At 71.2% G+C, this 11867-nt stretch carries 11 protein-coding genes; 1 reads left to right on the top strand and 10 read right to left on the bottom strand.

The window, feature by feature from the left end:
- Together AB0J08_RS32835 and AB0J08_RS32830 are read right to left on the bottom strand one after the other, a co-directional pair.
- On the bottom strand, positions 1–437 hold a 437-nt coding region (locus AB0J08_RS32835), incomplete at its 3' end, for an endo-1,4-beta-xylanase (RefSeq protein WP_360641510.1).
- 409 nt (positions 438–846) lie between these two features.
- The gene (locus tag AB0J08_RS32830; protein ID WP_360641513.1) at positions 847–2394 is read right to left on the bottom strand and encodes a sigma-70 family RNA polymerase sigma factor; all 1548 of its coding nucleotides are present in this window, start codon (positions 2392–2394) and stop codon (positions 847–849) included.
- A 316-nt stretch (positions 2395–2710) separates the two neighbouring features.
- Here AB0J08_RS32830 and AB0J08_RS32825 point away from each other — a divergent pair, with 316 nt between their 5' ends.
- On the top strand, positions 2711–2914 hold the full coding sequence (locus tag AB0J08_RS32825; protein WP_030918248.1) for a cold-shock protein: 204 nt from the start codon (positions 2711–2713) through the stop codon (positions 2912–2914).
- A 142-nt stretch (positions 2915–3056) separates the two neighbouring features.
- Here the strand turns inward: AB0J08_RS32825 and AB0J08_RS32820 are convergent, their stop codons facing one another.
- The 8 genes from AB0J08_RS32820 to AB0J08_RS32785 all read right to left on the bottom strand — a co-directional run bounded on the left by AB0J08_RS32820 (position 3057) and on the right by AB0J08_RS32785 (position 11793).
- Positions 3057–3338, bottom strand: coding sequence for a MerR family transcriptional regulator (locus AB0J08_RS32820; protein ID WP_360641512.1), 282 nt, complete (start codon positions 3336–3338; stop codon positions 3057–3059).
- A gap of 963 nt (positions 3339–4301) precedes the next feature.
- Complete coding sequence (locus AB0J08_RS32815) at positions 4302–6212, bottom strand: amidohydrolase (RefSeq protein ID WP_360641509.1); 1911 nt, start codon at positions 6210–6212, stop codon at positions 4302–4304.
- A gap of 61 nt (positions 6213–6273) precedes the next feature.
- Entirely contained in the window at positions 6274–7107 is an 834-nt protein-coding gene (locus tag AB0J08_RS32810; RefSeq protein ID WP_360641508.1) for an alpha/beta hydrolase, read from the bottom strand.
- Positions 7108–7262: 155 nt separating this feature from the next.
- On the bottom strand, positions 7263–7691 hold the full coding sequence (locus tag AB0J08_RS32805; RefSeq protein WP_360641507.1) for an SsgA family sporulation/cell division regulator: 429 nt from the start codon (positions 7689–7691) through the stop codon (positions 7263–7265).
- A gap of 153 nt (positions 7692–7844) precedes the next feature.
- Positions 7845–8558: an alpha/beta hydrolase gene (locus AB0J08_RS32800; protein ID WP_360641506.1), complete on the bottom strand. Its 714-nt coding sequence runs from the start codon at positions 8556–8558 to the stop codon at positions 7845–7847.
- A gap of 19 nt (positions 8559–8577) precedes the next feature.
- Complete coding sequence (locus tag AB0J08_RS32795) at positions 8578–9462, bottom strand: AraC family transcriptional regulator (protein WP_360641505.1); 885 nt, start codon at positions 9460–9462, stop codon at positions 8578–8580.
- A 71-nt stretch (positions 9463–9533) separates the two neighbouring features.
- Positions 9534–10385 carry an alpha/beta hydrolase gene (locus AB0J08_RS32790; RefSeq protein ID WP_360641504.1) on the bottom strand — a complete coding sequence of 284 codons (852 nt, stop codon included), beginning with the start codon at positions 10383–10385 and terminating at the stop codon, positions 9534–9536.
- 151 nt (positions 10386–10536) lie between these two features.
- Complete coding sequence (locus AB0J08_RS32785; RefSeq protein WP_360641503.1) at positions 10537–11793, bottom strand: helix-turn-helix domain-containing protein; 1257 nt, start codon at positions 11791–11793, stop codon at positions 10537–10539.
- Positions 11794–11867 lie beyond the last annotated feature (74 nt).

The raw sequence follows: 11867 nt of genomic DNA, 5'->3' as shown, positions 1-11867 counted from the left end.
GTGATGTGGTTGTTCATCACCGAGCGCAGGGTGTTGGCGTCGCGGGTGTTCTTGACCCAGTCGGGCAGTTGGGAGTGCCAGACCAGGGTGTGGCCGCGCATCCGCTGGCCGTGCGCGGAGGCGTGGTTGACGATCTGGTCGGCGGGGCCGAAGTTGAAGTTGCCGCGGGACGGTTCGACGGCGTCCCACTTCATCTCGTTCTCCGGGGTGACCATGGTGAACTCCCGGTCCGCGATCGCGGCGTACGTGGAGTCACCGAGCCGGCCGGCGGCCACGGCGGTGCCGAAGTACCGGCCCGAGGGGGCCGCCTGCGTCCCCAGGGCGGCGGCTCCGGCGAAGTTGGGGAGGAGCGTCACGACACCGGCGACCACCGCCGTGGCCGACACTCCCACCACGACTGCTCGGCGACGCCGGCTGAGCCGGTGCAGGCCCTTCATGATTCTCCTCGGGGGCCGCGGGTCACTCCGGGTGCCGTGATCGTGCGCGCATCGGCCGGTACGGCCTGATCCGTCGCGGGTCGGGTGCGGCGCAGGACGTGGGCCCGTTCCTGCGTACCGGTCGCCCGGGAGGAGTGGGTGTGTCGCGTCATTGGAGAGCTTTCTTCAGGGGATACGTCAACGGGGAAGTCGGGGAGCCTGCCACGCCGGCCCGGCATGGTGAGCGGCGGGAAGAGCACCCCACTGAGTGGAGGCCGCCGAACTCGCGGTCCCGTAACGGAAAAGTGGCGCCGTCCGGGTGATTGCCCCGTGATGCATCTCGCAGGCGGAAAACGTTACGCCGGGCCCCGCGGCCCGGTCGTTCCGGGAAAACGGGCGTGACTCGGTCACGACGCTCGGGGAGCGGTGCTCAGGCCCAGGCCCCGCGGACGAGGAAGGAGGCCTGGCCGGCGAAGGCCGCCGTGCCGTCGGAACCGTCGAGCCGGATGCCGCCGTCGCGGTGGCGCAGGACCGATCCGGGATAGTTGTGCGCGTGCAGGGTCACCGACCCGGGGACCGCCCCGGGGCTCGGACAGAAGGTGGCGTCCGCACGGAACAGCTGGCTGCCGTCGTCGGCGCTCAGCCGTAGCCGCAGCTCACGATGGCGCAGGTAACGGCCGTCAGCGGCGCGGAAGGTGACGCACCGGGGGTCGGCCAGTCCGCCGATGACGGTGAAGGTGGCCCGCTGGCGTGCCTGCGCACTACTGGACGCGGAGACCGGGTCGAGCGTCGCGAAGTCGCCGGCATACGTCAGGGACAGGGCGGGGTCGTCCACGGACGTCAGCGACTGCGGGCCCAGCGGCACGGTGCCCGCGACGACGGACGGACTCGCCGGGGACGGTTCGGCCGACGCGCCGGTGCGCGACGGGACCGGCGTGGGATCGCCGACCGTGGGAGCGGCGACGACGCCGGGCCCCCGGTGCGCCGGTTCGGGCCAGGCCGCGTAGGTGGCGGTTCCCGTGATGAGCACCGCGCCGGTGGCGAGGCCCACCAGTGGCTGAGCGGTCACCGCGTAGAGCTTGCCGATCAGCGAGCTGTGCAGACCGCCTCCGGCCGTCGCCGTGCCGACGGCGGCGGCGACGGGGGCGGTGGCCAGCCCGGCGGCGGACGAGGCCGCGCCCGACAGCAGGCCCTTGGCGGCCAGCGCGGCGATGAGCCCCGCCGGGACCGCCAGTGGCGCGAGGTTGAGGAGCAGCAGTTCCGCCGGAACCCGTTCTGTCGTCGTCGCCCCGCAGACCGGGCACCCGCGGGTGTGCCGCGCGATCCGCTTGCGCCACACCGAGGTACGGAGACCGTCCCAGCCGGCGACGGTCTCGTCCAGTTGCGGACAGCGCGGGTCGGCCTCCAGCGCGACGACGATCGTCCGGCTCAGGTCCAACTGCTCGCGCATGCGCTGCAGGCGCACGCCGACGTGGGCGACGGTGAGCCCCGTCGCGGCGGCGATGTCGTCACGGCTCAGCGTGCCGGCGCCCTCCTGCCACCACAGGGACAGCAGCATCCGATGGTCCGGGTCGAGCCACCGGCCGGCTTCGACGACCTGACGGCGCTCGTCCGACACGTGCAGACGCAGGATCGTCATGTCCTCGGGTTCGGCGCCGGCGGCCGGTATCTGGGCTGCCTCCTCGATCACCGCCGTCCGGCCGGCGAAGACGCGTTGCCGCTGCCGGTGGGTACTGATCTGGCGGAGCGTGATCGACACCAGCCAGGACCGGAAGCTCTCCGGGGCACGCAGGGCGGGCAGGTCGCGCACCACGCGCAGCAGGGTTTCCTGGACGACGTCGTCGACGTCGGCATGTCCGCTCAGCGCTCGCCCGACGATGTTGTAGAGCAGCGGCAGGTAGGCGGCGATCAGCTCCTCGCGCGCCCGGTCGTCACCGGCCTGCGCCGCGACGACCAGCTCCGCGTGGTCCGCGTCCATGAGCACCGTTCCCACCTCCTCGGGCGATGGATCTGCCCAGTACGGCGCCACACCTTAGCGTCGGCGAAGGTGGGCGGCCAAAGCCTGGGCCCCGGGCCCCCGGGAACCGGAGACGACGTGGCCACCCGTAACGGGCCCGAGCCTGCTACAGTCGTTTTAGTTGCAGTAGTGGTTCCCATGAACTTTGTGTGCGCCTGCTGATGTATCGCAGGCGCATTTTTCGTTTCCCGGCTCTTCCCCGGGTGGGCGCTCATCGCGGCGACTCGAAGCGCGCAATTGCGGGCTTCGATACAGCCCCCTTGAAGGAGATTTCTTAATGGCTAATGGCACTGTGAAGTGGTTCAACGCGGAAAAGGGCTTCGGCTTCATCGAGCAGGAGGGTGGCGGCCCGGACGTCTTCGCCCACTACTCGAACATCAACGCCAACGGCTTCCGTGAGCTGCTCGAGGGCCAGAAGGTCGAGTTCGACGTCACGCAGGGCCAGAAGGGCCCGCAGGCGGAGAACATTCGCCCGCTGTAGTTCTTTTTCTGCCACGGCACCGCCTGGCAGCGAGGGGCCCGTACCGCGCACATGCGGTGCGGGCCCCTCGGCATGTGCGCCACGCGCATCCCCGGCCGTTCGGTCCCCGGCTCCGCCGTCGGCGGCCGTTCTCAGGGACGGGTCAGGTGTCGGCGCCGGGTTCCTGGCCGGGTCGGGAGCGGCGGAGCTGCTCGTTGATGCGCAGGGCTTCTTCGAGTTGGTCTTCGAGGATGATGATGCGGCAGGCGGCGTCGATGGCGGTGCCCTGGTCGACTAGGTCGCGGGCCCGCATGGCGATGCGCAGCTGGTAGCGCGAGTAGCGGCGGTGGCCGCCCTCGGAGCGCAGGGGGGTGATCAGACCCTGGTCGCCCAGGGAGCGCAGGAAGCCCGGGGTGGTGCCGGTCATCTCGGCGGCGCGGCCCATGGTGTAGGCGGGGTAGTCGTCGTCGTCGAGGCGGTCGGGGCTGTCGGGGGTATGCGGTCGGATGGTTGCCGTGGTCACTGCACCTCTTCTTGTTGTTGGGTCCGAGGACGCGCTGAGGGGCCCCGGGGCCATTGCGGCTCCCGGGGCCCCGAAGGGTTTTACACCATCTGCCGGCCTGTGGCCGGCTTCCTCATGTCCGCCTCGCCCCGGGGGAAGGGGCGTGCGGGGATCGCGTATGCGTGACCGGAAACCACCGTCCTTGCCTTGGGGTCTTCGGAGTCCGCCCGGGTGATTGCCTCACGGGCCGGGCGATCCTGATGGCGCTCTGTCCCCTCCGTTCATCCTCTGTACTGACCGATTGCCTGAACTGCGGGTACTTCCACTACCGGGTACTGCGACCTGCTCGGTACTGCGGTACTGCTGGTACTGCGAACTGCGTGGTAGTGCCAACTACCCGGTGTTGCCGTGGCGGTCCTGATGGTCCGCCGCTTCCGGCAGCCAGCCCCGTTGCCCGTCCTGCTCAACCGCTCGGCTTGGAACCCCACTGCCGGACTCCCAGCACGCGCGCCCGCAGTCTTGGGCGCCTTCACTGGGATACCGCGTACTGCGACTGCCGGTACTACTCCTACTGAACTGCGGTACCGCTGGGCGGCGGCCCCTGATACCTGCGGGCCACCCGGCCCGGCCACCGGCCCTGTCGCCTTACTGCACATCCCTGGCTTCAGGACCCTGCAACCGTGCCGACCTGCGAACTTCTCTCCTGCTGCCCGCCAGTTCGTGTCTGGCGGGTACCGCTTGACCTCGTCTACGAGAGAAACACTAGCCACGGTGTGCGGCAATGTCTACTCCGGCGAGCATAGATTTTTCCGTGTCGGCCGGAGAGGTAGTCTGCGCCCCGCACGGGACGGGACGGGCGTCTCGCGCCTCGTGGGGGTTGGGCCGGTCAGGCCGGCAGCGGGCGGCTCAGAGGAAGCAGGGGTCGTCGAGTGCGGGGCCGCCGCCCTGGCCGGGGACCCATCGGCCGCGGGCCGCGCGCCAGGCGCGCTGGTCGTCGGAGTCGGCCGCCGCCTCGGCCAGCCGCTCGGCCTGCCGGACACCGGACAGGCTCGGCGCCGGGGTGGCCTGGTAGCCGCCGAAACGTGCCACCGGGCTCCACGGCGGGACCACGGCCGGCAGTTCGGGGGCGAGGCCCTCGTGCTCCTGGGCGCCGTACACGATCCGGCCGCCGACCACGGTGAGCACCGACTCGATGTGCGGGATGTCCGCCTCGGGGACGGTGAGGTAGTCCGCGCTGAGCACCGTGAGGTCGGCGTAACAGCCCACCCGCAGGCGGCCCTTGACCTCCTCCTCGCCGGTGAGCCGGGCGCCGCCGAGGGTGTACAGCTCCAGCGCCTCCTCGCGGCTCAGCCGGTTGGCGGCCGGGCGCAGCGTGCGTCCGCTGACGGACCGTCCGGAAACCAGCCAGTGCAGGGCCACCCACGGGTTGTAGGAGGAGACCCGGGTGGCGTCGGTGCCGGCGGCCACCGTCAGGCCGCGCTCCAGCATCGCCCGCACCGGCGGGGCGTCGGCGGCCGCGGCCGCGCCGTAGCGCCGAACGAACGCCTCGCCCTGGAAGGACATCCGGTTCTGCACCGAGACGGCGCCGCCGAGCGCCGCGATCCGGTCCAGGCTCGCGGTGGAGACCGTCTCGGCGTGGTCGAAGAGCCAGCGGTTACCGCCGGGGAACAGGCCCTCGGCGGCCAGCCGCTCGAAGACCGCCAGATCGCGGCGGATCGTCTCGTCGTAGCTCGCGTGCAGCCGGAAGCCCCAGTCGTGCTCCATCAGCAGGCGCACCGCCTGCTCGAACCCGGCCTCGTAGGGGCCGAGTTCGGGGCGCGGCTCGGAGAAGTTCTCGAAGTCGGCGGCCGCCCAGGTGAGGTTCTCCCCGGCCCCGTTGAGCCGCAGCCATTCGTCCCCGTCGCCGGGTCGGACGGTCTCCACCCAGCGCCGCAGGTCGTCCAGCTCCTGCCCGGCGGTCTGCGGGAACAGGTGGTAGGCGATCCGGAGCGTCAGCTGGCCGTTCTTCGCCAGCTCCGTGACGGTGCCGTAGTTCTCCGGGAAGCTCTGGAAGCCGCCCGCCGCGTCGATGGCGGAGGTGAGCCCGAAGCGGTTGAGCTCGCGCAGGAAGTGCCGGGTGGAGGCGGCCTTGTCGGCCTCGTCCAGGGTCGGCGCCTTGGCCAGCGTGGAGTACAGCAGCAGGGCGCCCGGGGCGGCCAGCAGCATGCCGGTCGGCTCGCCGTCGTGACCGCGCACGATCTGCCCGCCGACGGGGTCGGGGGTGTCTCGGGTGAAGCCCGCGGCCCGCAGCGCCGCGCGGTTGAGCAGCGCCGACTGGTACAGGTGCAGCACGAACACCGGGGTGTCGGGGGCGGCGGCGTTGAGTTCGGCGAGGGTGGGCAGTCGGCGCTCGGCGAACTGGTCGGCGGACCAGCCGCCCACCACCCGGACCCACTGGCCCGGCGGGGTGCGCTCGGCCTGGGCGCGCAGCATGGCCAGCGCCTGGCGCAGCGTCGGAACGCCGTCCCAGCGCAGCTCCAGCACGTAGTTGAGGCCGCCCCGGATGACGTGCAGGTGTGAGTCGTTGAGGCCGGGGACGGCGCGCCGTCCGAGCGCGTCGACCACGCGGGTGTGCGGGCCGACCTGCGGCAGGACGTCGGCGTCGTCGCCGATGGCGGTGATCAGGCCGGCGCGGATCGCGACCGCGCCGGCCCGGGGGCGCAGCGGGTCGCCGGTGTAGACCTTGGCGTTGCGCACGACCAGGTCGGCGGGGTGCTCGGGGGAGTGGCCGGGGGTCGACGGGCCGGGACGGATCCCGGCGACGGGCATGCTCGACATGCGGTCTCGCTTTCGGGGAGCAGAGGGCAGGGGGCAGGGGGTGGAGCGGGGGAGCGGTCGATCACTCGCCGATGAAGGCGAGAAGTTCCTTGTTGACCTCGGCGGCGTGCGTCCAGATCAGACCGTGCGGGGCGCCTTCGAGCACCACCAGGCGGGCGTCCGCGATGGCCTGCGACAGCGGGACGGCGGTCGAGCGCAGCGGCAGGGTGCGGTCGGCGTCGCCGTGGATGATCAGGACGGGGACGTCGATCTTCGGCAGGTCCGCGCGGAAGTCGGTGAGCCAGGTCGGGACGCGGTCCGCAGTCGCCTCGGCGGAGGCCGAAACGCCGACGTTCCAGCTGTACTGGACGACCTGGTCGCTCACCCGGTCGCCGCCGAGCACGTCCACGTTGTAGAAGTCGGCGAGGAAGCCGGCGACGAAGGCGGGGCGGTCGGCGCGGATGGCGCCCCGGATCTCCTCGAAGACGATGCCGTCGACACCGTCCGGGTCGTCGTCGGTCTTCAGCAGGAACGGCGGGACCACGCCGAGCATCACGGCCTTGGAGACGCGCTCCGAGCCGTAGGTGCCGAGGTGGCGGGTGACCTCGCCGCTGCCCAGGGAGAAGCCGACGAGCACCACGTCGCGCAGGTCGAGCCGGGTGAGCACGGCGTCGAGGTCGGCGGCGAAAGTGTCGTAGTCGTAGCCGAAGGACGGCTTGTCGGAGGCGCCGAAGCCGCGGCGGTCATAGGTGATCACGCGGTGGCCGGCGGCCAGCAGTGCGGCCTCCTGCTTCTCCCAGGACGCGCCGTTGAGCGGCCAGCCGTGGATGAGCACGATGGGCCGGCCGGTGCCGTGGTCCTCGTAGTACAGGTTGATGACGCTTGAGTTCTCCTCGTCGACGGGGAGGAAAGGCATGGGTGCACTCCGGCAGGTGTGGTCCTGCCGACGTCGGAGGCCGGCACGATGGGACTCGGTACGGACGAATCTAGGGAATCCGGGGGCGGCGGCTTTCCTCTGCACGCACCGGGTCTGGCCCGTCCGGGCAGTTCTCCCGGGGCGGTCCGTGAAGCCTACGAATCCGCATTCCTGATACCGCTTGAAAGGATCTCCGCCAGTACCCTGTCGAGCTCGGACCGCGCCGTGTCGTTCCAGAGCTCCTCGGCCGACCGCGTCCTGGCCACCACGTCGCGCACATGGGCCGACGCCATCCTGACGACGCACCAGGACGGTCCCGAGATGAGTTCGACGTCCGTCTCGTCCTCGCCGTGGGGCCGGACGCGGACATCTCCCTCGCCCGTCGGCAGGATGAGTCCGGTGGCGAGCAGATCCCGGCCGAACACCCAGGTCGCGGCCGGCGGATCGTCCTCGGCCGCGAAGAGGTCCATCCGAACCGCCAGCGCGTCGTCGGGCGAATGCCGCACGCGCAAGGTCAGTTCATGCCATTCGTAATCCGCTGTCATCAGTCTCGCGCTGATCGTCTTTTCGAGGGGGAGCTGCATTCTGGTTCCTTTCGACTCCATGGGAAATTACCGGCGCTCCGAATAGCTTCGAGCCGCCCCACGCACGCGTTCTTGACCTCCGGCGCACGCGCTCCGGAAAGGACCGTGGCGCGGACGAACCGGGGTTCGTCCGCGCCACGCCGTGCGTTCCGGTCAGCTCGTCGCCAGCACCGCGTCCCTGATCAGATCGGCGACCTGCTTGGGCTCCGACAGGGCGACGGCGTGGGAGGCGTCCGGGAGCTCGACGACGACGGACCCGGCCCGCTCGGCGCCGAAGCGCTGGACCTCCGGGTTGATCGCGCGGTCGGCTCCGGCCACCAGGGCCCAGGACGGCTTGACCCGCCAGGCGGCCGCGGCGGCCGCCTCGGTGAAGGCCGCCGCGGCGAGCGGGCGTTGGGCCGCTGCCAGGACCCCGGCGACCTCCTCCGCCACGTCCGCGGCGAAGACGGCGGGGAAGGCCGCCTCGTCGATGGTGACCTCGACCGCGCAGTCGCCGTCGACGAGCGGGTAGGTCCACCTCTTCAAGTTGTCCGTCAGCGAGGAGTCGGGGAAGCGCCGCTCCAGATCGCCGAGGCTCTCGCCTTCGTGGAGCACGTACGCGGCGATGTAGACGAGTCCGACGACGTTCTCCGCGGCGCCGGCCACGGTGATCAGCGCCCCGCCGTAGGAGTGGCCGACGAGCAGCACGGGGCCGGAGATCTGGGAGACCACGGACGTGAGGTAGGCGGCGTCGGAGGCGAGGCCGCGCAGGGGGTTCGGCGGTGCGATCACCGGGATGGCGCGGCTGCGCAGTTCCGAGACGACGCCTATCCAGGCCGTCGCGTCGCCGAAGGCGCCGTGCACGAGTACGACGGTGGGGGTGGTCATGACGGTTCTCTTCTCGGTGTCAGGCCGCGTGCGGGGCGTCGGCGACGGCCGAAGCCGCCAGGGACTGCCATTCGCTCGGGGTCATGCCGTACGCGCCCCTGAAGGTGCGGCTGAAGTGCGAAGGGCTGCTGAAGCCCCAGCGGTGCGCCACCGCCGCCACGGTGAACCGTCGGTTGGACCGGCCCAGTTCGACCCGGCAGGACTCCAGTCGGCGTCGCCGCACCCACTGGCTCACCGTGACGCCCTCGCTCTGGAAGAGCTTGTGCAGGTACCGGACGGAGATGTGGTGGGCGCGTGCGATCGATTCCGGTGAGAGGTCCGGGTCCATGAGGTGCTCCTCGATGAAGCACCGGATCCTGGACAGCATCTCGCTGCCGACCGTCGGCGCCTCGGCCTCCTCGCCCGCCAGGCCGGTTTCGAGGAGCTCCATGAGCAGCACGGACAGGAGGTGGACGGCCGTACGGGCGAGTCGGTCTCCGGGCCGGGGCCGGCGGAGCTCGGCTTTGCCGGCGAGGGCGGACAGGAAGTCCGCCACCAGTGCCCCCAGCCCGTCGCCACCGCGCACGGGGACACCCACCACCTGGTTCAGTTCCGACTCCGTGACTCCCAGGTAGCCGCGGGGCACCCGGAAGAAGACCATCCGGCCGTCGTCGCCGAACTGCACGAGGTGGCGCCGGGCCGGGTCGCAGAAGACCAGGTCGCGCGGCTCCAGAACCGTTCTGACCCCTTCGCGGACGATGGTCGCCGACCCGCGGACGTGCATGCCGAGGTAGAGGAAGGTCCCGTTCCCCTCGCTCGGTATTCCGGAGCGGATCTCGACGAGCCGTTCGGAAGCGGCCGCCGGCCGGGCGCCGGCCGGACGCCGGACCTCTTCGGGCGCGCGTGACATCACTGACTGAGCCATGAGAATTCCAAGCCTTCGGTTCTTCGCGGGAGGGGAGCCGTTCGCACGGCCGCCGGCGTGGACACGGAGGACTAGGCCCTCGGGCCCGGTTCCTCGGCGAGGAACTTCTCCACCACCGCGTTGAACGCCGCGGGGTTCTCAAGGAACGGGAAGCGCGAACTCGCCACGTCGGAGGTGAAGACGTGGAGCCGGGCGTCGGGAATCTGCCGGGCGATGAAGCGCTGCGAGTCGGGGTTCACATGACTCCCCTCGCAGCCGATCACCAGGGTCGGCACATCGATCCGGGGCAGTACGTCGCGCCAGTCCTGAGCGCAGTGGTCGAACAGCAGAGGTACGCCGGCGTAGGCGGGCGTCGAGGTGATCTCCCGCGCGACGAAGGCGAGGATCTCCGGGTCCGGCTCACCCGAGAACATGCCGCGCACGAAGTCGGCGCGCACCTCGTCACCCCCGGGGGCCGCGAGCGCGGCACCCAGGTCGAGCAGCTGCGACACGTCGAAGATGGCGCCGGACTGCTGCTGCTCCCGCCCGGTCGTCCAGGGCACGGCGGCGACGGCCGCCGGCTGGTCGACGGCGACCAGGCGCCGGATCCGTCCGGTGCCGTACTGGTCGATGAAGCTCCACCACACCGAGACGCCCATCGACCACCCCAGCGCGTCGAACCGCACCAGCCCGAGGTGGTCGACGAGTTCGAGCACATCGCGGGAGAACCGGGCGATGCGGTAGCCGTGCCCCGGCTTGTCGGACAGCCCGTGGCCCCGGAAGTCGACGGTGACCACACGACGCCCGGGAGACAGGTCCTCGACCTGGTGGCGGAACATCGCCTGCGTCTGACCCCAGCCGTGAAGCATGACCAGGGGGATGCCCTCGCCACCGGTGTCCCGGTAGGCGAGGTGCGTCCCGTCGGTGGTGACCAGTTCCTGCATGACCTCTTCCTTCCCTGGTCACGGGCCTGTCGTCAGGCCCGCGCCGTCTCTGACATCTTCGGTGACGGCCCTTCGCCGCCACCACCGCGCGCTGTAGGAATCGGATCGGAGACCCTCATCGCTTTGTCGAAGGGGCGAGGGCCGGCGGGGATCAGCCGGCCCGGGCGGCCGTGCCGTCGCCCGTGGAGAGGAGTTCCTCGATCCTGAGCCCCAGGTGCAGCGTGAGCCGGTGGCCACCGTCGTCGAGGTCGAGTCCGGTGATCTCCCGGATCCGGCGCAGGCGGTAGTAGAGCGAGGTGCGGTGGAGGTGCAGCGCCTCGGCGGTCCGGGGGATCGACCCGGCGTGTTCGAGGAAGCAGCGCAGGGTGTCCCGGAGCCGGTCGTCGCCGTGGGCCTCGTTCAGGATGCGCAGCGGCTCGGGCACGAGGGAGGCGTTCAGTGCGTGCTCGGGGAGCTGGAGGAGGACGGCGAACTCCCCGAGCCGGCCCCAGTCGCCGATGCTTCGCAGCGAGGGGATCCGGCGTGCCGCGCGGGCCGCGACCAGGGACTGCTCGTACGAGCGCCAGGCGTGCTGCAGGCCCGCGTGACGCCCGCCGACACCGATGACCGGGGACGTCGACGGTTCCAGGAACGTGGCGAGTTCGTCGAGGATGCGGGCCGACTGGGCGGCGACCTCGGGCGGGGCGGGAGGCCGCTCACGCAGTTGCAGCAGGACCGCCCGGTCCTGGTCGACCGCGAGGACGCCGTGCGCCGAACGTGTCTGCCGGAAGCCCTCCAGAGCCCCCCACAGAGCCGCGTCGGGTTGCCGGACGGGCTCCGTGCCGCGGCCCAGCTGCACCAGGGTGACCAGGACGTGTTCGGCCGCCCCGAGCAGCCCGAGTTCCACGGCCCGCCGGCGCGCGGCGGTGCGGGTGACGACGTCGGTGTCGACGAGTTCCAGGACCAGGGTCTGCTCGTCGCTCTTCCGGCTGTCGGCGCCGAGCTGTTCGACGTACATCTGGGCCGCCATCAGGCCGGCCGCCCGCCCGATCGCTTCGGTCTCCCCGTCACCGAGCGTCATCTCGGGCGCCACCACCATGAGAAGCCCCAGGAGGTGCCCGCGCTCGCGCAGCGGCACGACGTAACGGGGCAGGAGCCCGAGGTCGTCACGGCCCTCGACGAAGCCGGGTCGGGGCCACCGGGTCACGCCTTGGGCGAGTACGTAGCGGATGGTGGCGTTGTCGGCACGGCCCTGGAGCAGCGTGCCGATGCGTACCGGGTCCTCGTCGCCGAAGTGGCGACTCGTGCAGACCATGCGGACCAGCGGATCATCGATCGCGACGGACCGGCCGAGCTGCTCCGCGAGTTCGTCGACGAGCGCCTGGAGCCCAGGGCTGCCAGGGCGGGCTCGCTGGAGCCGTGCGGTCATGCGCTGTTCCTCTCTCGACCAACTGTTCGCCGCGGAACCCTTCCTTTCCGCAGCTGTTGATCATTTTGAGGAGG

Source organism: Kitasatospora sp. NPDC050463, assembly GCF_040655255.1.
Classification (GTDB): domain Bacteria; phylum Actinomycetota; class Actinomycetes; order Streptomycetales; family Streptomycetaceae; genus Kitasatospora.
The sequence above is the reverse complement of the archived record's forward strand: the minus strand, read 5'-3'. Positions and strand labels throughout refer to the sequence as shown.